The organism is Flavobacteriales bacterium (genome assembly GCA_030584065.1).
In the GTDB taxonomy this organism is placed as follows: Bacteria; Bacteroidota; Bacteroidia; order Flavobacteriales_F; family PHOS-HE28; genus PHOS-HE28.
In genome coordinates this window covers 1,129,879-1,152,983 of the sequence record CP129489.1, presented here as the reverse complement: position 1 = coordinate 1,152,983, position 23,105 = coordinate 1,129,879, and the positions used below count along the sequence as shown (strand labels likewise).

General features: G+C 62.8%; 24 protein-coding genes. 7 read left to right on the top strand and 17 right to left on the bottom strand.

Features of this window, described 5'->3' with window-relative positions; translation table 11 throughout:
- The first annotated feature begins 75 nt into the window (after nt 1-75).
- Entirely contained in the window at nt 76-1,152 is a 1,077-nt protein-coding gene (locus tag QY325_05120; GenBank protein ID WKZ67306.1) for a branched-chain amino acid aminotransferase, read from the top strand.
- 3 nt (nt 1,153-1,155) lie between these two features.
- On the opposite strand, the gene QY325_05115 is transcribed toward QY325_05120, so the two are convergent.
- Nucleotides 1,156-1,686, bottom strand: a complete 531-nt coding sequence (locus tag QY325_05115) for a J domain-containing protein (protein WKZ67305.1) — start codon at nt 1,684-1,686, stop codon at nt 1,156-1,158.
- A gap of 103 nt (nt 1,687-1,789) precedes the next feature.
- On the opposite strand from QY325_05115, the gene QY325_05110 reads away from it, so the two are divergent.
- Nucleotides 1,790-3,124, top strand: coding sequence for a hypothetical protein (locus QY325_05110; protein ID WKZ67304.1), 1,335 nt, complete (start codon nt 1,790-1,792; stop codon nt 3,122-3,124).
- Nucleotides 3,125-3,131: 7 nt separating this feature from the next.
- Here the strand turns inward: QY325_05110 and QY325_05105 are convergent, their stop codons facing one another.
- The 4 genes from QY325_05105 to QY325_05090 form a co-directional block, all read right to left on the bottom strand.
- Nucleotides 3,132-3,596: an OsmC family protein gene (locus tag QY325_05105; GenBank protein WKZ67303.1), complete on the bottom strand. Its 465-nt coding sequence runs from the start codon at nt 3,594-3,596 to the stop codon at nt 3,132-3,134.
- Nucleotides 3,597-3,657: 61 nt separating this feature from the next.
- Nucleotides 3,658-5,757, bottom strand: coding sequence for a prolyl oligopeptidase family serine peptidase (locus QY325_05100; protein ID WKZ67302.1), 2,100 nt, complete (start codon nt 5,755-5,757; stop codon nt 3,658-3,660).
- Between the two features lie 158 nt (nt 5,758-5,915).
- The gene (locus QY325_05095; GenBank protein ID WKZ67301.1) at nt 5,916-7,235 is read right to left on the bottom strand and encodes a sensor histidine kinase; all 1,320 of its coding nucleotides are present in this window, start codon (nt 7,233-7,235) and stop codon (nt 5,916-5,918) included.
- 40 nt (nt 7,236-7,275) lie between these two features.
- A complete protein-coding gene (locus QY325_05090) occupies nt 7,276-7,836 on the bottom strand; it encodes a hypothetical protein (protein WKZ67300.1) in 561 nt (186 codons plus the stop codon).
- Nucleotides 7,837-7,909: 73 nt separating this feature from the next.
- Between QY325_05090 and QY325_05085 the strand changes: the two genes are divergently transcribed.
- Nucleotides 7,910-8,833 carry an NYN domain-containing protein gene (locus QY325_05085; protein ID WKZ67299.1) on the top strand — a complete coding sequence of 308 codons (924 nt, stop codon included), beginning with the start codon at nt 7,910-7,912 and terminating at the stop codon, nt 8,831-8,833.
- Nucleotides 8,834-8,840: 7 nt separating this feature from the next.
- Here the strand turns inward: QY325_05085 and QY325_05080 are convergent, their stop codons facing one another.
- The 5 genes from QY325_05080 to QY325_05060 form a co-directional block, all read right to left on the bottom strand.
- Nucleotides 8,841-9,536 carry a HAMP domain-containing sensor histidine kinase gene (locus tag QY325_05080; protein ID WKZ67298.1) on the bottom strand — a complete coding sequence of 232 codons (696 nt, stop codon included), beginning with the start codon at nt 9,534-9,536 and terminating at the stop codon, nt 8,841-8,843.
- Nucleotides 9,536-9,898 carry a response regulator gene (locus QY325_05075; protein WKZ67297.1) on the bottom strand — a complete coding sequence of 121 codons (363 nt, stop codon included), beginning with the start codon at nt 9,896-9,898 and terminating at the stop codon, nt 9,536-9,538. Before QY325_05075 ends, QY325_05080 begins: the two co-directional genes overlap by 1 nt.
- 28 nt (nt 9,899-9,926) lie before the next feature.
- Nucleotides 9,927-10,349, bottom strand: coding sequence for a response regulator (locus tag QY325_05070; protein WKZ67296.1), 423 nt, complete (start codon nt 10,347-10,349; stop codon nt 9,927-9,929).
- A 143-nt stretch (nt 10,350-10,492) separates the two neighbouring features.
- Complete coding sequence (locus tag QY325_05065; GenBank protein WKZ67295.1) at nt 10,493-12,502, bottom strand: cation:proton antiporter; 2,010 nt, start codon at nt 12,500-12,502, stop codon at nt 10,493-10,495.
- A gap of 3 nt (nt 12,503-12,505) precedes the next feature.
- Nucleotides 12,506-12,994, bottom strand: a complete 489-nt coding sequence (locus QY325_05060) for a DMT family protein (protein ID WKZ67294.1) — start codon at nt 12,992-12,994, stop codon at nt 12,506-12,508.
- Between the two features lie 111 nt (nt 12,995-13,105).
- Between QY325_05060 and QY325_05055 the strand changes: the two genes are divergently transcribed.
- Nucleotides 13,106-13,336 carry a hypothetical protein gene (locus tag QY325_05055; GenBank protein ID WKZ67293.1) on the top strand — a complete coding sequence of 77 codons (231 nt, stop codon included), beginning with the start codon at nt 13,106-13,108 and terminating at the stop codon, nt 13,334-13,336.
- A gap of 26 nt (nt 13,337-13,362) precedes the next feature.
- Here QY325_05055 and QY325_05050 read toward each other — a convergent pair whose 3' ends face one another.
- Nucleotides 13,363-13,962: a transferase hexapeptide repeat family protein gene (locus QY325_05050; GenBank protein ID WKZ67292.1), complete on the bottom strand. Its 600-nt coding sequence runs from the start codon at nt 13,960-13,962 to the stop codon at nt 13,363-13,365.
- Between the two features lie 126 nt (nt 13,963-14,088).
- Between QY325_05050 and QY325_05045 the strand changes: the two genes are divergently transcribed.
- From QY325_05045 to QY325_05035, 3 genes are read left to right on the top strand one after another with little or no spacing between them, the layout of a single operon-like run.
- Complete coding sequence (locus QY325_05045) at nt 14,089-14,736, top strand: DUF47 family protein (protein ID WKZ67291.1); 648 nt, start codon at nt 14,089-14,091, stop codon at nt 14,734-14,736.
- A 4-nt stretch (nt 14,737-14,740) separates the two neighbouring features.
- Complete coding sequence (locus QY325_05040; protein ID WKZ67290.1) at nt 14,741-15,874, top strand: inorganic phosphate transporter; 1,134 nt, start codon at nt 14,741-14,743, stop codon at nt 15,872-15,874.
- 33 nt (nt 15,875-15,907) lie between these two features.
- The gene (locus tag QY325_05035; GenBank protein ID WKZ67289.1) at nt 15,908-17,101 is read left to right on the top strand and encodes a putative sugar nucleotidyl transferase; all 1,194 of its coding nucleotides are present in this window, start codon (nt 15,908-15,910) and stop codon (nt 17,099-17,101) included.
- Between the two features lie 5 nt (nt 17,102-17,106).
- On the opposite strand, the gene QY325_05030 is transcribed toward QY325_05035, so the two are convergent.
- The 6 genes from QY325_05030 to QY325_05005 form a co-directional block, all read right to left on the bottom strand.
- Nucleotides 17,107-17,814 (bottom strand): hypothetical protein, encoded by a 708-nt coding sequence (locus tag QY325_05030; protein WKZ67288.1) that lies wholly within the window; start codon nt 17,812-17,814, stop codon nt 17,107-17,109.
- A 48-nt stretch (nt 17,815-17,862) separates the two neighbouring features.
- Entirely contained in the window at nt 17,863-18,567 is a 705-nt protein-coding gene (locus QY325_05025; protein WKZ67287.1) for a hypothetical protein, read from the bottom strand.
- Between the two features lie 393 nt (nt 18,568-18,960).
- Complete coding sequence (locus tag QY325_05020) at nt 18,961-20,130, bottom strand: hypothetical protein (GenBank protein WKZ67286.1); 1,170 nt, start codon at nt 20,128-20,130, stop codon at nt 18,961-18,963.
- A 162-nt stretch (nt 20,131-20,292) separates the two neighbouring features.
- On the bottom strand, nt 20,293-20,751 hold the full coding sequence (locus QY325_05015) for a PIN domain-containing protein (protein ID WKZ67285.1): 459 nt from the start codon (nt 20,749-20,751) through the stop codon (nt 20,293-20,295).
- A 93-nt stretch (nt 20,752-20,844) separates the two neighbouring features.
- Nucleotides 20,845-21,108, bottom strand: a complete 264-nt coding sequence (locus QY325_05010) for a DUF6364 family protein (protein ID WKZ67284.1) — start codon at nt 21,106-21,108, stop codon at nt 20,845-20,847.
- A gap of 165 nt (nt 21,109-21,273) precedes the next feature.
- Complete coding sequence (locus tag QY325_05005) at nt 21,274-22,917, bottom strand: hypothetical protein (GenBank protein WKZ67283.1); 1,644 nt, start codon at nt 22,915-22,917, stop codon at nt 21,274-21,276.
- Nucleotides 22,918-23,105: the final 188 nt, after the last annotated feature.

Here is a 23,105-nt window from a genome sequence, read left to right as displayed (position 1 = left end):
GGCTGCGCTCGGGCCGTTACATTGCGCCGGTCACGATTGCGGTCATTCTACATTTGTTCCTTACGCAGCAAGCACATGGAAGGCATCAGCACCGGCCAAAAGATAGCGATCGAGCGCACCCGTGATTCGAGGCTACCGGCCACCGACCTTTCGAACGTCAAGTTCGGCCGCGTCTTCAGCGACCACATGTTCGTGATGGACTTTGCCGATGGCGCATGGGGGCGCCCGGTAATCAGGCCTTTCGCCGATATGCTCATGAGCCCAGCTACGCTCGTGCTGCACTATAGCCAGACCATCTTTGAAGGCCTTAAGGCCTACCGCCAGGCCGATGGCGGAGTGGCGCTCTTCAGGCCGCAGGCGAACATCGCACGGATGAATCGCAGCGCCCATCGCATGTGCATGCCCGCCATCCCCGAGGACCTCTTCCTGGAGGCGCTCACGGAACTGGTGCGGATTGACCGTGATTGGATCCCGGGGGGGGCGGATGCTTCGCTCTACATCAGGCCGTTCATGTACGCCAGCGACACCTACATCGGCGTGCGTCCCAGCGAGGGCTACCGATTCATCATCTTCACCTGTCCCGTGGGCGCTTATTACACCGAACCCGTTCGCGTGAAGGTGGAGACGACCTACAGCAGGGCCTTCCCGGGCGGAACGGGCGAGGCCAAGTGCGGAGGCAATTATGCCGGGGGCCTGTACCCGGCCAAGCTTGGCCAGGACCAAGGTTTCCATCAGTTGGTCTGGACAGATGGCCTCACCCATCGCTACATCGAGGAGAGCGGTACCATGAACATCTTCTTCAATGTGGATGGGACCTTGGTGACGCCTGCGCTCGATGGCACCATCCTGCGCGGCATCACCCGTGATAGCATGATCCGCATCGCCCATGACCTGGGGGTGAAGGTGGAGGAGCGCAAGGTCTCGGTGGAGGAGATCCAGCAGGCCGCACGGAGTGGCAAGCTCCGGTCCGCATTCGGGGCAGGCACTGCCGCCACCATCGCGCACATCCAGAGCATCGCTTTCGGGGATGAGGTCTTCGAGCTTCCCGATGTCGCCACCCGGGAGTTGGCCAACCGCATCGGCGACCGGCTTGACGATATCCGCCGGGGCAGGATCGATGATCCCTTCGGATGGATGGTGCCGGTAAGCTGAGGGCTAGGCCTGATTACCTGAGGAGGGCCTCCGTGAGGGGGCCTTTCTCGTTCCTGAGACCAGACCGCGCAGGCTGTCAGGAAGGATGGCGAGGCCCGGCAGCGTGAAGAAGGCCATGTGCGCCGGCCAGTCCAGCGCAGCGATCCCGAGCAGCACGCCACCGACAACGCCAGCCCCGAAGACGAGCCCGGTGAGGTGCAACGCCCGGAAAGCGAGCCGATCGAACCGGGAGGGTGGGGAAGCAGGCCGGCCGGTGGGCGCATTGCACATCGCAGCGCCCGGTGACTTGGGCTGGTCACAGGCGCTGCGGTAGTGGCGCAACCGCTCGTCGTAGGCCGATCGCAGGCCCTGGTCACGCAGGGTGACGTAGGCCTCATGAAGTGCATGGAAGACCTCGCTGGCCTTCACGGAATCATTTCGGTCGGGATGCCAGCGCTTCACGCGCTCACGGTAGGCGCGCTTGATCTCGCTCGTGGTGGCATCGCGCGGCACTCCCAGCACCTTGTAGTGGTCGTAGCGTAGCGTGCGCTCCATCGTTGGCTGGTTGAATGGGGTGCTCCCTGGGGCGGAACGCACGCTCCTCGTTCCGCGGCATATGCGATCGGCTGTCCGAAGTTATCTTACCAGCAAGCAACGCATGCACCCTTCGATCCTTGCCTTGGCGTTCGTGCTGCTCCTGGCCCCGGCGGCCGCTTGGAGCCAAGCCGTGCTCACCGGCCGGGTGGTGGAGGCGGGCACCCTGCGGCCGCTTGCGGGCGCCCATGTGCGGTGGGAGGGTGCCAAGGCATTGGCCATAAGCGATGCCGGGGCTGGTTTCAGCCTGCCGCTGCCCTTGGCGGAGAAGGCCTGCCTCGTGGTGAGCCACACGGGTTTCTCCACCGAGCGACGGTTGTTCGAAACGGCTTTGATCGGTGGGTCGCCGGTTGTCATCGCCCTCGCCCCGAAGCCGGTGGAGCTTGGGCTGGTCGAGGTCAGGGCGCGGGTGGCACCGGAGGAGATCTACCGGCGTACCGACCTGCACGTAGGGGCATTCGCAGTGAACGAGCAGGGCTTGTGGGTGCTGGCTTACGACAAGCCCCGGCTCTGGCACCGTGAGGAACATGCCGGTGAACAGGTGCTGCTCTCCTCCCGGCTCATCCTGCTGGATGCAGCCTTCCGGGAGTTGGCTTCCGTTCACCTGCCCGCCCCGGCCAGGCGTCTGGTTCGCGACCACGCCCGCCGCGTGATCGTTGAAGGAGTCGAGGAATCCTGGCTGCCTGCGCTCATCGATGGGGAGCTGGCCCTCCAGCGCATCAGCGTGGAAACCCTGCGTGAACGGGTGCTCCCGTGGACGGACAGCATCGCCGGGAGCCTCGTGGGCAATAACCGGAGCGAGGCCTTTCCCGCGTTCGATCATTACCTGCACCGGATCGAGGCCGGCCGAACCGCGCTGCTCTGCTCTGTGCAGGATGATTTCATGATGGAGCTCTTCCGCAGCCAGTACAAATACATGGATGGGCGCAGCAAGGTGGTGGCCATGGACCTTGAGCGTGAACTGGGCATCGATCGGGAGGTGATCGCCGGCTTCATGACCGGGTTCCACAAGCAACTCTACTTCAAGGTTCCGTATGCGCCGCTGTTCAGGGTGCGCGACACCCTCCATGTCTTCGACCACGCCAGAGCCAGCATCAGGCGATTCACGGCCGAAGGGGAGGCGGTCGACGAGGTCGGAATGGTCCATCTCGGCGACCGGGCCTACAGGCGCCTGCTGCTGCAGGATGCCGCTGAAGAGCGGATCTACGCGGTGTTCCAGCGAGGCCCTTGGGTGGCGTTGCGCAGCGTGGATCCGTCCACCGGGGCCTTGGGACCGGAGCAGGGCCTGCTGCACCCGTATCCCGAGGAGGTGCAAGTGCATGGAGGGCATGCCTACTACGTATACCGGCCGCACGGATCCACCCAGAAGCGGACGCTCTACCGTGAGCCGCTGCGTTGAGCGGAGGTCAATCCCCTGCGCGTACCACCGCCTCGCACCGCACCGGGAATCTCACGCTGCGCGCGATGAAACAGTACTTGTGGACCTCGCCGTGGAAGTGGCGTGCCTTTTCGAGCATCGATGCCTCGGCCACCGCCACCTGTGGGTGAAGCACGGCCTCGGTGAAATGTCCGCCGCCATCCCGTGTGAGTGCCAGCGTGCCCTCGGCCCGATCGCGGTAGCCGATCACGTTGATGCGGGCACGCGCGCAGAGGGCCAAGTAGGTAAGCAGGTGGCATTGGCTCAGCGCCGTGAGCAGCAGGTCCTCGGGGTTGTGCAAAGAGGCATCGCCGCGGAACATCGGGTCCGCTGTGCCCCGCAGATCGGGCTTGCCGGCTATGCGGATCACATGTTCGCGTGCGTAGCTCTCGTAAGAGCGGGTGTGGGTGCCTCGCCAGAGCAGGTCGAGCGCGTACACATGATGGTCGGCCATGGGGTGAAAGTAGAACGCCCGGACCAGCGGTGGCACGGGCGTTCCGCAAGCGCCGATTGGATCAATGCTTCGATCCGCCGGAGAAGGATGGCGTGAATCCCACGCTCTTGAAGAAGAAGGCGTACTTATCCGCTTGTTCCTCGATGATCTTGCTGGTGGGCTTGCCAGCGCCGTGGCCGGCCTGGGTCTCCACGCGGATCAGCACCGGTGCATCGCCCTGCTGGGCCGGCTGCAGCGCGCTGATGAACTTGAAGCTGTGCGCGGGCACCACGCGGTCGTCGTGGTCGGCGGTCATCACCATCGTGGCCGGGTACTTCGCGGGCTTCACGTTGTGCAGCGGGCTGTAGGCCTTCAGGTAGGCGAACTCCTCCGGGCTGTTCTCGGCATTGCCGTACTCGGGCACCCAGCCGAAGCCGGCGGTGAACTTCTGGAAGCGGAGCATGTCCAGCACGCCCACCTCGGGGAAGCACACGCCGAACAGGTCGGGACGCTGCGTCATCACCGCGCCCACGAGCAGACCGCCGTTGCTGCCACCGTTGATGCCCAGGTGCGGGGTGTCGGTCCACTTCTCGGCGATCAGGTATTCCGCCGCCGCGATGAAGTCATCGAACACGTTCTGCTTCTTCTCCTTCATGCCGGCCCTGTGCCAGTCCTCGCCGTACTCGCCACCGCCGCGCAGGTTGGCCAGCGCGAACACGCCGCCCTGTTCCAGCAGCAGCATGCGGCTGGTGCTGAAGCTAGGCGTCAGGCTCACATTGAACCCACCATAGGCATAGAGCAGCGTGGGGTTCTTGCCGTTCTTCTCCACGCCCTTCCTGTGCACGATGAACATGGGCACCTTTGTGCCGTCCTTGCTGGTGTAGAACACCTGCTCGGTGACGAAGTCGCTTGGGTCGAACTTCAGCTCGGGACGGAACCACACCTCGCTCTTGCCGGTGGCGTAGTCGTACTTGTAGATGCTGCCGGGGTCGGTGAAGCTGGTGAAGCTGTAGAAGCTGAACGTGTCGCCGCGCTTGCCGCCGAAGCCGCCCGCGCTTCCGATGTCGGGCAGCGCGATCTCCTGCTTGTCGGTGCCATCGAGCTTCATGCGGTAGAAGCGGCTGGTGGCATCCTTCAGGTATTCCGCGAAGAGCAGTCCGCCGCCGGTGCTCACGCCCTGCAGCAGTTCCGGGGCCTGAGGGATGATGTCCTTCCAGTTCTCCTTGGCGGGGTTCTTCGGGTCCACCTCCACCAGGCGGTAGTTGGGCGCGTCCACCTCGGTCATCACCAGGAACTTGCCGGTGCCGGGCACGAAGTCCACGATACTGGTCTTGTGGTCGAAGCCGGTCTGCAGGGGCACCCAGGTGGTGGCCGGGGAGGGGATGCCACCGCTCCGCAGGTCGTGGAAATGCATCTCGTAGCCGTCGGTGCCGGTGCTCACGTACAGGGTGGCGAACTCTTCACCCTCGGTGACGCCGACGCCCACGTAGAGATCGCCGTTCTGGGTGTTCTCCCACACGAGCACGTCCTTCTCCTGCGGATCGCCCAGCTTGTGGTAGTACACCTTCTGGAACTTGCTGGCGGCGCTCAGCTCGGTGCCCTTGGCGGGGGTGGGGTAGCGGCTGTAGAAGAAGCCGTCCTTGTACCACGAGGCCCCGCTGAACTTGCTCCACTTCAGCAGGTCGGTGGTGGGCTGCAGGGTGGTGAGGTCGTACACCATGATCTCCTGCCAGTCGCTGCCGGCCTTCTGGACGCCTACGGCCATGTAGCGATTGTCCTTGCTGTGGCCCATGGGGTTGTACGTGGTTGTGCCGGCCGGGTCAAGTTGATTGGGGTCGATGAATACCCGGTCCTCGCCCTCGAGGCCCTTGCGCACATGGATCACGCTCTGGTTCTGCAGTCCGCTGTTCTTCCAGATGAAGAAGAGGTCTCCCACCCGCATGGGGCCACCCACCTTGGGGAAGTTGTACAGCTCCTCGTAGCGTTTCGCGAGGCTGTCACGGAAGGGGATCTTGGCCAGGAAGGCGTTGGTAACCGCGTTCTGGGCCTTCACCCACTCAGCCGTTTCGGCGCTGGTGTCGTTCTCCAGCCAGCGGTAGGGGTCGGCGATCCAGGTGCCATGCAGGCTGTCGCCGGCTGCGCTATCCCGGCGCGTCGCCGGGTACTCGATCTTCTCCGCCATGGGTTGCTCTGGTGACCCGCAGGCGCTCATCACGGCAAGGGATAGGGCAATGGGAGCGGTTGGTTTCATGGTGAGGCGCTGGATGGTCCGCGCCAAATGTATGCGGGGCCGCAGAGCCATCCATGGCCTTGACAGGTGTGGGATGGACCGTTGCCCGGTCAGGCCCTTCTCTTGCGCGCAAGAGCCGACTGCTTGGGCCGGAGTTCATAGACGGTTCCCTGGCCGGGCATCAGGTGCACCGTGGTATCCAGCTGATCGGCGAGGGTATGGATGAGGTCCATGCCTAGGCTGTTCGGACGCTCCCAGCGGCTGCGGTCGGGAAGGCCCACGCCATCGTCGCCGATGCGCAGGTGGAGGCCGCCATCGCTGCCATCGATGTGCACGATGATGGTGCCGCGATCGCGGCCCCTGAAGGCGTACTTGAGCGAGTTGGAGATCACCTCGTTGATCAGGAGCCCCATGGGAATCAACGTATCCACGCCAAGCGTCGGCACCTGGATGCGGATATCGTGCTCGAGGCGGATGTCAATGGCGTAGGCTTGACAGAGGTCGCGCGTAAGCTGCGCCAGGTAGGTGCCCACGTCGATGTTCGCGAGGTCCTTGCTCAGGTAGGTCTGCTCATGCACCAGGGCCATGGCGCTCACGCGGTTCACGCATTCATTGAAGAGCTCCAGCGTCCGCGCGTCCTTCACCTGGTCCATCTGGAAGCGGATCAGGCTCTTCACGATCTGGAGGTTATTCTTCACGCGATGGTGGATCTCCTTGATCATCACCTCCTTCTCCTCCTTGCTGAGCATGGTCTCGCGCAGCTCGCGATTGGTGCGTTCCAGGGTGGACTTGGCCTGGGCGAGCTGCTCGCTCCGCAGGCGGCTCTCGCGGAGCAGGTCGCTGCGCATGGCCACCAGCCAGGCCAGGACGATGGCGAGCAGGCAGGCGGTCACCAGTAGGAACTGCGCCTCGTTCCATCTGTCGTTGAGCGATGCCGTGTGGCTGCTCAGCCCTTTCTCGTGCACCTCGCGGGCGGTTCCGTCGATCACCTTCTGGGCGCGCTGCATCATGATGTGGAAGATGGCCTCCAAGGCCCTCGGGTCGGAGACATGGCCGCCTTTGGCCATCGCTAGGGCGTGCAGCGAATCGGCTTGATGGATGACTCGGCCCAGGTCCTGCTGGAGGCGGTCCATGCCCGGCAGTCCCGCATACCGCTCGCTGATCCCTGCGGCCAGCTGCCTCAGCTTGCCCGATTCCCGGGGCCATTGATGCTGCTGGGCGGAGATATCCACCCGGTGCACCAGGGAGACGCGGTGCAGCTCGTCGTTCATGCGGCTGAGTTCGTCCAGCAGCATCACCTCTCGTTGGATGCTGGCCTGGAGCACCCGTGAGCGGGACATCAGATTGATTCCGTAGGCGATGAACAGCAGCGCCACCAAGGCGGCGGCCGCCGGCCAGCGTGACCACTTTCGAGCGATGGAACGGAGCATGTGCGCGACCTTGAACGGCCATGGCCTCGCAGGGTTGCGCTCAGGGCTGCGTATTTGCCCTCAGGCGGGCCTCGAAGGCCTGGAGCACCGTGGAGATGCGTGCGTCCGCCACAGCCTTCACTTCCGCATAGATGCGGCGGCTGTTGCTTGCACCCACCCCGCGGACGCGGCCTGCCGGTTCATCCCCTCGCAGCAGCAGGCCGAAATGGATACCGCCCCGAGGCGTTGTCCGATTCCCGGAATGGGTCAGCTCCGAGACCGTTATCCGGCACTCGCCCGCCTTCACATGGATGGTGACCCGGTACTGGATGGTCCCCATCGTCTCGTCGCGCATGCTCAGATGGGCCGAACGGTAATTGACCCGGGCCACGCCCTCGAGCATCCCGCCGTCCCGGTCCGTCCGCAGCGCCCTGGCCCCGGGTTCCTTCCCGAAGGTCCATGTCCAGGCTTCATGTGCCCGGTCGAATAGGAGCACGGCATTGAGCGGCGCGGTGATGCTGCGGCTGTAGGTGATGGCGCCTGCGGCATCCGCCCCCAGGGGCTGGCACTCGGCTACCGGGCCGAGCAGGGCTGCGAGGATGATCAGGAGCACGGTCCGCACGGACCGCAAGTTAGCTGCATGGTGGGTCAGTGTCGGCCTACATTCGCCTCCTTCACTAATACCTGTGTCGACTATGGATCATCGCAGCAAGGGCACTGCAGCCCTCAAGGTGGGGGTGTTCTACGACGGTAGCTACTTCACCCACGTCAGCAACTACTACAACTATGTGCATCCGCACCGCCGGCGTCTCCATATCGGCGGCGTGCATGATTTCATCAAGCACACGCTGGCCGAGCGGGAAGGCACGCGCCCGAGCCTCTGCCACATCATCGATGCCCACTTCTTCCGCGGCCGGTTCAGCGCGCGCGATGCGAACGAGAAGCCCAACCAGCTCTACTATGACCGTGTCTTCGATGATGTGCTGATGTACAACGGGGTCCAGACCCACTACCTGCCCGTGAAGGACCTGCTCGGTCGGAAGCGTGAGAAGGGCATCGATGTGCTCATGGCGCTGGAGACCTATGAGCTGTGCATGCTGAAACGGTTCGATGTGGCCGTGCTGATCGCCAGCGACGGTGACCACGTACCCTTGGTGCGCAAGCTCCACGCGCTCGGCTGCAAGACCATGCTGATGGGGTGGGACTTCGAGTTCACCGATGAGCAAGGGGAGCAGCAGACCACCCGGACCAGCACGGACCTGTGGAATGAGGTGAGCTACCCGCTGCCCATGCATGACCTCATCGAGGAGGGCCTGAAGGAGGATGATGAGGTGGTCCGCGACATGTTCGTGATGCGCGACCCGTCCCGGGACTACGAAGGGGAGGGGGAGCGGCCCGCGGCGGCCCTGGTCGATGATGAGCGCCACCGCAGCACCGTCATGAGCCTGATGAACGGGTATGGCTTCATCCGGTACCCGGACAACAACCTCTTCTTCAGGCACGATGACCTGGAGGGTCTTGCCTTCGAGGATCTCACCGTGAATGATGAGGTGGAATTCAACGTGGCCGTAAACCACCGCGGCCAGCGAGTGGCCAAGCGCATCACCCGTCCGGCTTGACCGATGGTCAGCGCAGAAGGGGGATGCTGAGTGCGAAGCTGCTGCCCTGTCCGGTTCCGCTGCTGAAGGCCCTGAGGCTGCCGCCATGGGCCTCGGCCCATTGCTGGGCGCGGGCAAGTGTTGAACGGCCCTGGGCCTCTCCGGCGGTGCTCCGACCTTTCAGCAAGGCATAGCGCGTGAAGACCTGCTCCAGGTCCTCCGCATCCATGCCGATGCCTTCATCCTCCACGTTCAGGATGGCCGACCCGGCCTCGCACCGCAACGATACCCTGATGCGGGATCCGTGCGCGCTGAACTTCGAGGCATTGCTCACGAGGGCGGTCACGAGCTGGTCTAGCCAATGAGGGTCGCCCAGTACACGCACGCCGGGCTCCATGTCGAGCTGGATGGATTGGCCCTTCCGCTCGATCCGGTGGCGCTGCCGCCCGATGGCCTCGGAAACGAGGCCGCTCAGGTCGACGGGACCGAGCTTCAGGCTGCACATTACGCGGTCGATGCCAAAGTCATCCAGCAGCTCTTCCGTGCTGCGCATGGCCTTGAAGTACTGCTGCTCGGCGAAGTGGATGAGCTCGCCGCGATCCGCTTCAGGCGCTTCGTGCAGCTGCATGATCGCCTGCTGGATGGCTGCAAGCCGGTTGCGCAGGTCATGCGCGAACCGGTGGAGGCGGTCCGATTGATCGGGGGTGGCCTTCATGGCTGGCATCAGGCGCGCGCGAATCGCTGCAGCATGTCCTCGAGGTTGTCCGAATTGATGGGCTTGGGCAGGTAGTGCGCGTCCTTCAGTCCACGGATGGCCTCTATGACATCGGCCTTGGTGCTGGCGGTGAGGAACAGGATGGGGATCGGGTCCTTCGCATGGATCTCCTGGGCCAGTTCGAGCCCCGTCTTGGGCCCCTTGAGGTAGATGTCCATGATGATCAGGTCCGGCCGGTCCCGCCGCATATGCTCCTCGGCTTCCTCCGAGCTTCGCGCCGTACCGATCACCTCGAAGCCCATGCGCTCCAACTGGAGCTGGTAGCTGAACGAAATGATCGTCTCATCCTCGATGATCAGGATCTTCTTCATCTTATCAATGATGGGTTTGAGGTTGGGGTCATAGACGTCGGCCGGCGCGATCGGCGAGCACGCGCTCGAAGCTTTCCACGGAGAGGGCTTTCTCCACGTAGCCCATCACGGACCGGAAGGAGAGGGCCCGCTCCAGATCGCTCGGGCGGTTGCTGCTGCTGAACATCACTACGCTCGTGAGTCCGTTCGGCAGCAGAGCTTCCGCTTCGCAGGTGGCGAGGAACTCGAACCCGCTCACGGCAGGCATGTTTATGTCCACGAACATGAGGTCCGGCAGGTCCATGCCCTTGCGCATGTGCTCGAGCGCCTCCGCAGCACTGGTGTAGCAGGTCACCCGCCCCGTATAGCCCGCCTTCTTCAGCACCAGCTTGGTAACGAAGTTGCAGTCCTCCTCATCATCGATGATCAGGATGTGCAGGACCTCTGTGTGCTGGAGCGTGGCTTGGGGCATGCGTCGCGGTTCAAGCGGTTGGCGGGCGCGTTGAACGGAAGCCGGCCCTGTAAGGTTCGGGCGGCCGTGCCATCGGCAGCCGAAGGGCCTGCCGACTGGTGATCAATCGGACGGCGCTCGCCCGATGCAAGGCAAGCGGATCTTCAGCGCAGGTCCTGGTCGAGGCGAACGATGCTCTCCGGGCTGCCCAGCAGGTAGAGCACATCATCGGTAAGGATGCGGGTGTCGCCCCTCATGTTGGTGATGTACCGGCCGCCCCGGTTGATGGCGAGCACCGTTACGCCGTACTTCTCCCGGAGCCCGGCTTCGCCGATGCTGCGGCCGACCACCTTTCCCCGGCCCTGGGTCACCGGCAGGGTGGCGATCTCGAGCCCTGGTATCGTCAGCGTATCCTGCTTGGCCTGTGCGGCACGGGGCAGGGATGGCGCCCCTCGGAGCATACCGTAGTGCTGGGAGCGGCATTGCGCCACCAATCCCTGGATCCGGTCCTCCGGAATCAGGTACTTGCGCAGCACGCGGTAGAAGATCTCGATGCTGGTCTCGAATTCCTCCGGTATCACCTCATTCGCACCCACGTCCAGATAGCGCTCCATGTCGCGCACGTACCGCGTGCGCACGATGATGTAGGCGGTGGAGGTGATGCTGCGGATGGCCGCCACGATCTTCACGGTCTGCTCCGAATCGCTGATGGCCACCACGATGACGCGTGCGCTCTCCACGTGGGCCTGTTCCAGCATGTGTGTGTTGCATGCATCCCCGTGCAGCACGGGCAACCCGGCGGAACGGGCCAGTGCGGCCTGATCGGGGTCCTCCTCGATGACAGCGCAGCGCACCCCTGCATTCAGCGCTGCCCTGGCCACGTTCTGTCCATTGAGCCCGTATCCGATCACCACCAGGTGGCCCTTGAGGACGGAGGCGTGCTTGCGTACCTGCTCCAGCTTCACACGCATCACCCGGTCGAGGCGCTCGCTGACCGCAGCCGGTACGAACTGCATGAACACCCGTCGGACGATGCGCTCCGACCTGTCCAGCATGAGCGGTGTTGTGGCCATGCCCAGGATGGAAACGGCCAGGAAGAGCTGGTAGTGGTCGCTGGAGAGCAGGCCGAGTTTGAGGCCGGGGATGGCCAGCACGAATCCGAATTCGCCGAGCTGGAACAGGGAAAGCGCAGTGTGCAGTGCCGTGCGGAGCGGATAGCGCAGCACCCATACGGCGATGGTGGCTGCGAGCACCTTCACAAGGGTGGCGCCGATGAACAGCGCAAGGATGGTCAGCGGCGAGCGCAGGAAGAGCCCTCCATCCACCAGCATGCCGATGGAGACGAAGAAGAAACTGAGGAAGAGCTCATGGAACGGCTGCACGATGCCGGTTGCATGGTAAGCGTGCTCCGTCTCGCTGATCACCAGCCCGGCGAAGAAGGCGCCCAATGCCAGGGATAGGCCCATGGCCTGCGTGGTGTAGGCCGCAGCGAAGCAGATCACCACGATGGTGATGATGAACAGCTCATTGCCCCGCCCTTTGAGCGCCACACGCAGCAGCCGGGGCACCAGGTAGCGCCCGCTAACGAAAACGGCCACCAGGAGGATGGCCATCTTGCCAAGCAGCCAGAGGAGGTCGTTCCCGATATCGTCGCTTTGGCCGGCTAGCAGCGGCGTCAGCAGCATCATGGGCACCACCACGATGTCCTGGAAGATGAGGATCGCGGTGGCCACCCGTCCCGGCGCGCTGTCCGTGCGCCCGCGCTCCTGGAGCGCCCGCAGGACGATGGCCGTACTCGACAGGCAGACCAGGAAGCCGATGAAGATGCCGCTCTCGGTGCGCATGCCGAAGGCATGCAGCACGCCGCCGATGCCCGTGATGGTGAGCGCCACCTGAAGGGCGCCGCCCACGAACACCGTCTTTCCCAGGTTGGCGAGTTTCTTCAGGCTGAACTCCATTCCGATGACGAAGAGCAGGAACACCACGCCGATCTCCGCCAAGGCCACCACCTCCTCCACATCCCTCACCCAGCCCAGCCCATGGGGTCCGGCGATCATTCCCGTGAGGATGAACGCCAGGATGCCCGGTAGCCTGAAACGCCGGAACAGCATGAGGATGCCGGCTGACAGCGCCAGGATAACGACCAATTCACCGAAGAGCGGCGGGGCGTGCATGCATCATTTCTTGAAAACCAGCCATACGGCGGCCACCAGGAACAGGCCGGCAAGCGCATGGTTCCAGCGTAGCGTCTCGTGTCGGAAGGCCACCAGGGTGAACAAGGTGAACACCGCGAGCGTGATCACCTCCTGTAGCACCTTCAGCTGCACCAAGGTGAAGGGACCTCCATGCAGGTTGCTGCCGATGCGGTTGGCCGGCACCTGCAGCAAGTACTCGAAGAAGGCGATGCCCCAGCTGATGGCGATGATGGCGAAGAGCCCCAGCCCACGCCCCCAATCGTATTCCTTGAAGCGAAGGTGCCCATACCAGGCCAGCGTCATGAAGGCATTGGAGAGAATGAGCAGGCCGATGGTGGAAAGGGCTTTCATGCGGCGGTGAGCACGCTGCGAAGGTCGCTTCACCGGTTCCATGGCAATGGCCGGATGCCGGGCATGGTTGAACGCCCTGCTGTTGATCGCGCCCGTAAATTTGCCGGGGTGTTCGAGCATCGCTCCAAGCCCCTGCTGTCCGCCAATCGGTTCGCTTTGCGCCAATTGCGGTACCTCCTGCTTGCCGCAGGGATGGCTTGCGGCTCCCTGGCCATAGGTATTGCAGGATACATGGATCTGGCAGGAATGCGCTTCGTGGATGCCCTGCTCAATGCGTCCATGATCATGGGCGGAATGGGCCCTGTGGACCCGCTCGATACCGATGGGGCGAAGGTCTTTGCCGCTGTGTACGCCCTCTACAGCGGCATCGCGTTGCTGGGGACCATGGCCGTGATCCTCGCCCCGTTGGTGCACCGCATGCTCCACGCCCTGCACTTGGAGCAGCCCGACGGAAGCGCGTGATCGGCGGCGTTGGGCAGCGGAACCGGTCAGTCTCCGGACCTCGTCTCGTTCCAGGTCCGGTATTGGGCTGTCACCGGTGGCTTGCTCCGGTCCGCTTCGCGCAGCGGCTCGCATTCCCGGAGCGTGGCGTGCAACTCGGCGGGCAGCTGCTGATAGAGCCGGGTACCCTCGGTTTTCCATGCGATCATGGCGTCGCTCACCTCTTTCACCACTCGGGCCGGGTTGCCTACGACCACCTTGCGCGGGGCCCATACGCTATCCGCCGGGAGGAAGCTCAGCGCCCCCACGATGCACTCGTCGCCAAGCACGACATTGTCCATGAGCACCGCATTCATGCCCACCAGGCAGTTCCTGCCGATCGTGGCCCCGTGGATGACCGCTCCATGGCCGATGTGAGCGCCCGGATGCAGTACCACCTTCACGCCAGGGAACATGTGGATGGTGCAGTTCTCCTGCACGTTGCATCCATCCTTCACCACGATCTCGCCCCAATCGCCGCGAAGCGCTGCGCCGGGTCCGATGTAAACATCCGCGCCGATCACCACGTTGCCCGTGACCGCAGCCTGGGGATGCACGAAGGCTGAAGGATGCACAACCGGCCTGTATCCGTTGAATTCATAGAGCATGGGGGAAAGTTAGAGGCCCGTCGGTTCCTGAGCCGCGCCATGGGCATGTTAAGCCATCGTTAAGGATTTGCGGCCGCCGGTGCATGAGGGTCGCCCCGGATAGATTTGCGCCCGAAACTCCAGCGCATGGCAATCGAAGCCCTCCTCAGCATCTTCAAACCGCGCGACCGCGTGTTCTTCTATCACTTCGAGGCCTCGGCGGCGAATGTGCTGAAGATGAGCGAGGACCTGATCGCCATCATGAATACCGAGCCCGGCGCGCAGCGCACTGCGCTCCTGGAACGGCTCGAGATCGCCGAGCGGGCCAACGACGACCTGACGCACACCATCTTCACCGACCTGGCGCGGAATTTCATCACGCCCATTGACCGGGAGGACATCCACTACCTGGCAACGAGCCTCGATGACGTGGCCGACTTCATCCTGGCGAGCGCGAAGAACCTCAGCCTCTTCGCCATCGGCAAGCCCGACGAGACCTGCCGCGAGTTGGCCCGGTTGGTGCATGAGGGCTGCGGCATCGTTCAGCTGGCGGTGCAGGGCCTGCGGCACATGCACAAGGCCAATGACCACAACGAGTTCGTGGTCCGCATCAACAGCATGGAGAACGAGGCCGATGAGGTCTATGACCGCGCCATCCAGAACCTCTTCGCCAACGAGAAGGATCCGATCACCCTCATCAAGATGCGCGACCTCTACAGCACGCTCGAGCTTGCCACCGACAAGTGCGAGGACGTCGGCAACGTGCTCGAATCCATCATGCTGAAGTACGCCTGAGCGCATGACCCTGCTCATCGTCATCATCGCGCTAGCGCTGATCTTCGACTACATCAACGGGTTCCACGACGCGGCGAACTCGATCGCCACCATCGTGAGCACCAAGGTGCTGACACCCGTCCAGGCCGTCATCTGGGCGGCCGCCTTCAACTTCATCGCCTTCTTCATCTTCAGCGACCACCACGTGGCCAATACCGTGGCCAAGACGGTGCACGAGGAGTTCATCACCCTCCGCGTTGTCCTGGCAGGGCTCATTGCGGCCATCGCCTGGAATCTGCTCACCTGGTGGTACGGCATTCCGAGCAGTTCATCGCACACGCTCATCGGCGGCTTCGCGGGCGCTGCACTGGCGGGGGCGGGTTTCGACATCGACAGCGTCAACATGCAGAAGATCGGGCTGGTGGCGGCCTTCATCTTCCTCGCCCCCCTGGTGGGCATGATCATCAGCATCTTCATCACGCTGGTCACCCTGGTGCAGCGGCTCTGGCTTCGCATGCTCATTATCGCGGTGGCGACGGCCATCACCTCGCTCTTCATCCTGAAGAACAACGACCTGCGCATTGCAATGGCGCTTTTCTCCCTGGTGTTCATGGTCACCTATGCGGTGGACATGACCAAGGCACCGAGCGCGCTGCGGACGGCGAACATCTACAAGCGGCTCCAACTGCTGAGCTCCGCTGCATTCAGCATAGGCCATGGGGGCAACGATGCGCAGAAGGTGATGGGCATCATCATGGTGGCCATGGTGGCCAGCGGCCACGCCGAGAACCTGGAGGCCATGCCGAACTGGGTCCCGCTCGCCTGCTATGGCGCAATCGGAGCCGGCACGCTCAGCGGCGGTTGGAAGATCGTGAAGACCATGGGTACCCGGATCACGAAGGTGAGCCCGCTGGAGGGCGTGTGCGCGGAGAGCGCCGGTGCCATGACGCTTTATATGACCGAGCAGATGGGCATCCCCGTGAGCACCACCCACACCATCACCGGATCGATCATCGGCGTGGGGGCCACCAAGCGCCTCAGTGCCGTGCGATGGGGGGTGACCCTGAGGCTCCTTTGGGCCTGGATCCTGACCATACCGGTGAGCGCTGTGCTTGCAGCCATCGCTTGGTGGGTATGCGGCCTCTTCGGCATGCCTTGATCGGGTGCTGGAGCGCCCGCTACCTTCGCCCGTATGGCCATCATCCTGTCCGACGCCGGGCGCCACGCGCAGTTGCTGCCACTCACGTTCACCAGGCCCGTGGCCCAGCTCCGCCCCGGAATCCTGCGGATAGCCGAAGGCTGGTATGTGCGGAGCGGGCTGCAGGTGGGCTATCGCACGGAGCCTTACCTCGGCCCGCTGTTCCCCTTGCCGTCCGATCTCGCACCGCGCTTCGAGGCTGACGGGGCCCTGTTCCCGACGGACGACCTGGTGGCTGCGGTCATAGGCCTGCGGCCGGGTGAGGTGCTGGTGCGCGACGGGCGCGCCTTGGCGTTCGGGCTGGCGGGCGCGGAGGCTCCCGCTATGACCGACTGGGAGGCCCCGCCGGCCTACCTGCACCCGGTGCCATTCCCCGGCGAGCTGATCCGGTTCGAACGGCCTTGGCACCTCTTCCAGCATTGCGGCCGGGCCATCGACCACGATTTCCGCCTGCTCACGGATGGGCGCCGTTCCCAGCCCTTGAGCGCACTCAATACGGTGGTGGGCGACCCGGGCCTCATCTTCCTGGAGGAAGGGGCCATCGTGGAGGCTTGCATCCTCAATACCAAGGGAGGGCCCATCTATATCGGTCACGGCGCGGAGGTGATGGAGGGCGCCATGCTGCGCGGCCCCGTCGCCTTGGGCGACCATGCCCAACTGAAGATGGGCGCCAAGATCTATGGCCCCTCCGCATTCGGTCCTGAGTGCCGCGTGGGAGGGGAGGTGAACAACAGCGTGATACTCGGCTACAGCAATAAGGGCCACGATGGATTCCTGGGCAATAGCGTGCTCGGGGAGTGGTGCAACCTCGGGGCGGACACCAACAATAGCAACCTCAAGAACACCTACGGGGAGGTAAGGGCATACAGCTATGCCGAAGGCCGGGAGGCCGCCACTGGCCTCCAGTTCTGCGGGCTGATGATGGGCGATCACGCCAAGAGCGGCATCAACACCATGTTCAACACCGGTACTGTGGTGGGGGTGGCGGCGAATGTCTTCGGTGGTGGATTCCCACCCAAGCATGTGCCTTCATTCGCCTGGGGCGGCAGCGAGGGCTTCGCCGTCTACGACATCGAGCGGGCTTTGACGGCTATGCGGAGGGTCATGGAGCGGCGGGGTGTTCAGCTCACGCCGCAGGCCGAGGACGTCCTGCGGCGTATCCACGCCAGCGAGACGGGCAGCGCCTGAATGCCTCAGCGAACGCAGTAGGCCTTCAGCCGGTTCAGGTACATCTCCTCCACGCTGCGCGCCTTCATCTCCACCACCTTGTCGTGGAATTCCCAGGCCTTGGGGCAGTTCAGCGTGAGCACGTAGCATTCGAAGAGGCGATAGGTCACCTCTGGGTCATTGCCCATGCGGCGATAGGCCCTTTTGTAAAGGTCCAAGGCCTTGAGTGTGAGCTCCTCGGCCTTCTTGTCCCGCCCTTCCTGTTGCATGTGGTACCGCTGCTCCATGTACACGTCGGCCTCCTCTTTCAGGAGGGGGGCATAGGTGCTGTCGATGGCGATGCCGGCCTGGTAGTGCTCATGGGCCTCCAGGGGGCGTTTCATGCTGCGGAAATAAGCGCCGAAGGCCCGGTGCACCTCGGGATTGATCGGCATCGCCAGCCAGGCCTCGTTGAACCGGCGCATGCTGGCCACGTGATCATTCTTCCGCAGCCGCTCCAAGCCCAGCTTCACAAGGCTGTCGCTCACCGCGCGCTGACGGTTGCGGTTGTTCATGATGGCCACGAAGACATCCTGGTCCACCAGGTTGTTGATCACATCTGGACCGCGGTCACCGAACTGCGGCTTCAAGTAGAGGTCCTTGTCGGAGCGCTCATACCATTCATCGAACGAGAGCAATTGGGCATGGGCGGAAAGGCTGACCAGGGTCAGGAGGGCGAATACGGATGTTCTCATGGCGCTTCTGGAGCCGCTAATTTGGCAATCATCGGGCCATTCCTCGCCTCACTCGGGGCACTGCCCCCGCAGGTATTCCGGATACCCGGGGTCGATTGGCGCCTCCGGGTGGTCTTTGCAGGCGCGGTAGGCGCGCCAAGCCTCGTCGCATTCCCCGCGCAGGAGATGGCAGACGCTCAGGCGGTAGAGCATGCCAGGGTCGTCAGGGTGATGGCGCTGTGCCTGCAGGAGCCGGTCGAACGCCCGATCGGCGAGGGACCTCGCGGCTGCCGGGTCGCTCACGACGATGGCGCCCCGCTCGTTCAGGTAGGCGGCTGCATCGGCCGTCAGCAGGCGCACGCTCGTGCTGTCCAAGGCCAGGCCCTGCTCATACTGCCGATGCGCCATGCCGGGACGGTCGAGCATCATGAAAAAGGTGCCATATCCCCAATGGACATCCGCGTTCGTGCTGTCCAGCAGGTAAGCCTGGTTGAACCGGTTCATCGCCGCAGGCATCTCGCCCTTGCGGAGCAGGTCGAAGCCGTGCAGCAGCAGTTGCTCGCTGGCCTTCCGCCGATCGGGCTCCTGCTCCAGCATAAGGCGCGTGAACTCCGCGTCGCTGGAAACCTGGGCCTCATTCTTCGGTTGGTCGCCGAACCTTGGCTGCAGGCGCATGTCCACCATGGCGCGGCGCAGCCACTCCTCATAGGTGAGGTGCTGCGCGGAGGCGGCGACGGCCAGCGCAAAGGGAAGGAGGGAGGCGAACAGCCGCATGCGTGTGCGATGACCGGCAGGAACCGGGCCACGTTGCCTAGGCACTGCGAGAATCATGGCCGGGGCATGCGGAGCATAGCCATACGGCATCGTCCAAGGTGCCCCCCAGCCCTGCGACTCCTGGTCGCGCTCTGTGGCCAGGATGGAATGATGGACATAGCCTGGGCGGCCAACGCTCCGAGAGTGATGCCGCCCAGGTCCTTGGCTGCGCTTTCACCGGGCTCCACGGTGACCACAACCACCCGCTTGCCGAATGGGGTGTTCCGGACCCAGGCGAATTCGTATCCATCCCGGGCCAGTGGAGGCCTGGCCAATGCCAATGCGCCGGTGAGCGCGAGTGGCTTGAGCATCGCTTGCGCTTTGCTCCAAGGATACGGCACATGAGCCACTCGGCTAGTCAGCAGGGGTCATCGGCTTCCAATTCTGGTCCTGGAACACTGAGCTGGGGTCGAAGTTGGGGCTGTTGCTCAGGATGTAGCTGCCGTCGCCACGGCTCCACGCGTGGTCGTATCCGCTGGTGAGCTCCACGCGCCCATTGCCCCCATCATTCCAGGTCTCCACCTCGCGGATCGTCTTCACGAACTGCGTGTGCTGGCGGTCCTGCGACGACTGCTGCTGCTCCCAGCTGCGCATCTGCTGGTCGTAACCGGCCATGCGCTCGTTGTGCCGTGCGGTGTTCGCGGCGCCCTGGGCCTGTATGTCGGCCATGCGCTGGTTGTGCGCGCGGGTGTTGGCGGCGGTCTGCGCGTCGATGGCGGCCATGCGTATGTGATGCATCCGGTCCTGCTGCTGGCGCAGCTGCGCGAAGTAGCCCTCCACGGCCTGTTTCCAGGCGGGGTTGGTGCGGAAGCTCGATTTGATCGTGGCCAGCACGCGCTCGGCCTCATCGCGCCGCCCAGCCGGGAAGCGGAGGATGCTCCGCTCGCTGGCGTTGCTGTTGGTGAGCTGCTGGTACTCGCCGGTATACATGTTCTGCGACACGTTGATGACGTTGAGCACCGAGACCAGCGCGATGCCTTCGGTGCCATCGTTCCACTTCAGCCGGGCGATGATCGCGCTGGGTTGCAGCGTGGCCTGGCCTCCCCACTGCTCGAAGGCCGCTTTCGTCTGTGCGGCCATGCGCTCCATCTCGCGTGCCACCTCCGCGTTCTCCTTCACCTCGGTGATGCTCGCCCCACGGAGCTCGCGCGGCGCGAACACCTCGCGCAGGTAGCTGGCGGCATCCATGGGACCGCCCACCTCGCAGCCGCCCTGCTGAGCCTGCATCTGCAGGTTCTGCATCATCATCATGTCGCTGGCCGATGACCAGCTGTGATTGGGCAGCACCTGATAGCGGATGGCGCCATCGGGTGAGCTCGCGCTCCATTTCGCGGCGATCATCTCGCCCCGGCACTCGTTCAGCCCCTTCCACGACACGCCGCCCTCATGGGTCCAGCCCTTCGGCAGCAGCACGCTGAAGGCCTCGGCCGGGCGCTCGAATCCCTGAGCATCCATGAAGCGCACCCGCTCGAGCACGGTGTAGTCCTTGCCCTCCACGAAGCGCGGCTGCTGCTCATCGCTCATGTCCCTTGCCTCTTCTGGGCTTTCCTCCGAACCAGCCGACCGGCCAGGGCCACTGGAACAGGCTACGAATGCGGCGAGCAGGCCAATCAGGGGTGCACGGGCGATGGTCATAATGGAAGTTTTCACCCTCATCGGGAAAGTGCCCCGAATGTGAACGTACGGTCAGGCCTTCCTCACAGCATGCTTCAGCAGGAAGTCCTCCGGGGCAAGCACCTCCATCGCTGCGAATCTCCAGTCGCGCTTGTCATGTGTGATAATGCTCGTGCAGCCCGCATCGACTGCTGAGAAGTACTGGAACCCGTCCTCGATGTCCGTGATGCGTGGATCGGCCATGGTGCGCTCCACAGCCTTGGCTCCCATGGTGGTGACCCGGAGTTTCTCCGCCAGCAGCGCGATCTTCCTCCGGGCCAGCTTCTTCCCGTTCTTCCCGCCGATGCGGGACGAAGACGTCTTCTCCGCGAAGTAGGCCCCGATCGCCAGGCACAGCGGTGAGGTGTACACCTCGAAGCGCTTGTCATCAGCGAGGCTCAGCACGCGGGCGCACGCCCCGAAACGCGGGTACTCATTGCAGAGCACCGTGACAAGGACGTTGGCGTCGAGGAAGATTCGCTTGGGGGGCATGGGGTTAATTCAAACCGCAAAGACGCAAAGACCGCCAAGAAGCCCAGTACGGAATTACCCTTTGCGCTCTTTGCGTCTTTGCGGTTACCTCTTCTACCGCTTCCTCCGGCTGGCCAGGTAATCCTTCTTCACGTTCCGCTCCGCGGCGTTCTTCCGCACGTAGGTCGCTTCGCCTTCGGCTACTTGGCTTATCCAATCGCTCACGGGCAGTTCATCTAGGCTGCGGTAGCGCTTGTCGGTCACCTTGCTCAGCATGAACTCGATGAGCCGCGAGAGGCTGATGTTGTTCGCCTCGGCGAAGGCCTTGGCCCGCTCGGCCACGCCCGCGTCGAAGCTGAGGGTGAGCTTGGTGTCCATGGCGATGGATGTTTACACAGCGAAATTACGCAGGATATACGTATGAAGAACCGAAATCAGTGCGACGACCGCCTCGCATCCTGCCTCGCGCCGCAGATATCCGCGTACCTAGTCTACTCCTAATTGACCTGTACTATGACGCGAAACGGACCAGAAGTCAGGTTTCTATCGGATGTATTGAATACCCTTCTTGGAATATTTCTTGCTAAAATAATCCAACTGTTTAGTGAGCGAGACCATCCAGCAAGACGCTGGATCCTGGTCCCACCACCGGTTCTTCAACTGGGAATAGGAAATCTCAAAGCGCATCCTGTTCACCCGCGTAATGGAGAGGGAGACACCGAACATATCGGACCCGCCATCTCGCTTGAGCCTCTCACCATAGTAATCCCCACGAGGTGATACTTGATGGTATTCAAGATCAACTTGAAAGGGCTTGTCAGTGCTGGAAAACCGAAGCCCAATGCTCGGCTTGAGATATTCCACATCGAACAGGGTTACCTCTGTGGTTTCATCCAAAAAGTCCTGCACACTTACACCTGGGTCAGTGCTGCCTAAGTATTGATCGATGGCGATGGTCGTTGATCCCGCGGCTTCCGTTCTCTCCAAACCATATCCGGCCAGTAGTTTCACGCTGGCAGTACCAATAGCAGCTTTTCCGGTCAAGCTCCATTGCCCGATTGTTTGCGTGGTCGATGATGTGACAGTCGCATCGCCCAACCCGCCGAACCAGAAACCCGCACTGTACTTGCCCTCCATCCCAATTATGAAGTTCCGGCTATTGAAGAGGTCCATGGCCGCAGAGAAAGAGAACCCAAGAGTTGTGATATTGTTGGATGTGCTGTCCTCTCTCTCTTCATGCACATGGTGGTCGAACCAACCGTTGTAGTACACATCATAGTCCGTCGTCGTGTACTCATGCGCTACCATGTTGCTCACGTTGAACAGGCCGACACCGAAGTTGCCCCGAATGTGGAAGCCGCCTCCCCGGAAGTAGCTGCCTTCTCCATCATTGAACTTCAAGAACAACAAGCCCACCGTGGCCGTACTCCATCCGGCGATGTACGCCGTTCCTTGGGCCTGTCGTTGCACGGCCTGGTTACGGAGTTCCCCCATCCGGATCTGGTTGGCGGTAGGTGGTGGTGGCGAATAGGATTTCGACCCCTTGCTTTCATCCCCGTCTTCTTTCTTTTCCTCCTTCTCGCTCTTCTCCTCGGCTTCTTCACGCTCTTTCTCCGTTTTATTCCCGTCCTCCACGCGGTCCGGTTCTTCCTTCTTCGCTTTTTCCCTTTCCGCTTGATTGTTGGCCACTCGTATGCGCTCCTCTTGTTCTTGCTTGCGGCGGAGTTCACCAAGATTGACGATCACCAAGTCACGTATATCGAGGTACTTTATCCGCTTGGATTCTTTGGGACAATCGCAATCCTCCGGAAAAAATATATCGGTCAAATCCGCGTCTCCTGTGAAATTCCCACCATAAACAGTTTGACCTGGCAGTACTTTAATCGCACCCCATCCGAACGCTTTCTCGATCACCTTGCCGCTGCGAAAAGTGTACACCTTGGTGAAAGAAACCTCAAAGGTGTCAGTGCGTGTGTTCTTGATGCCCCAACTCACGTCCTGATGAGCGCCAATACTCGCTTCGTTCGCACCATGTATACAAGCATATATTTTCAATCCCCATATCGGCGTGGGAAACTCCACCATCCGGTCCTTGGACCCTCCAGAGCAGGATTGGGCTGAAGCGCTGACGAAGTTGCAAACGATGCAGAGCAGCGCTGTGAGAAGATGAAGCACCCGTGTTCTCATGGTCGGTGGTTGTTGGCAGTCAACTCTGTGTTTAAGATTCTCGACTCATGTGGGTCTTACATTCTCTGTGACAAGGGGCGGGGCGAAGTCGCCCACAGGTGTCAGCAAAACTAAACAGCATGGTACAGTCTGACAAATGTAGGGGCCCCAAGGTCAATCCTACCAGCTGAGGGATGGGTTCGACGGTG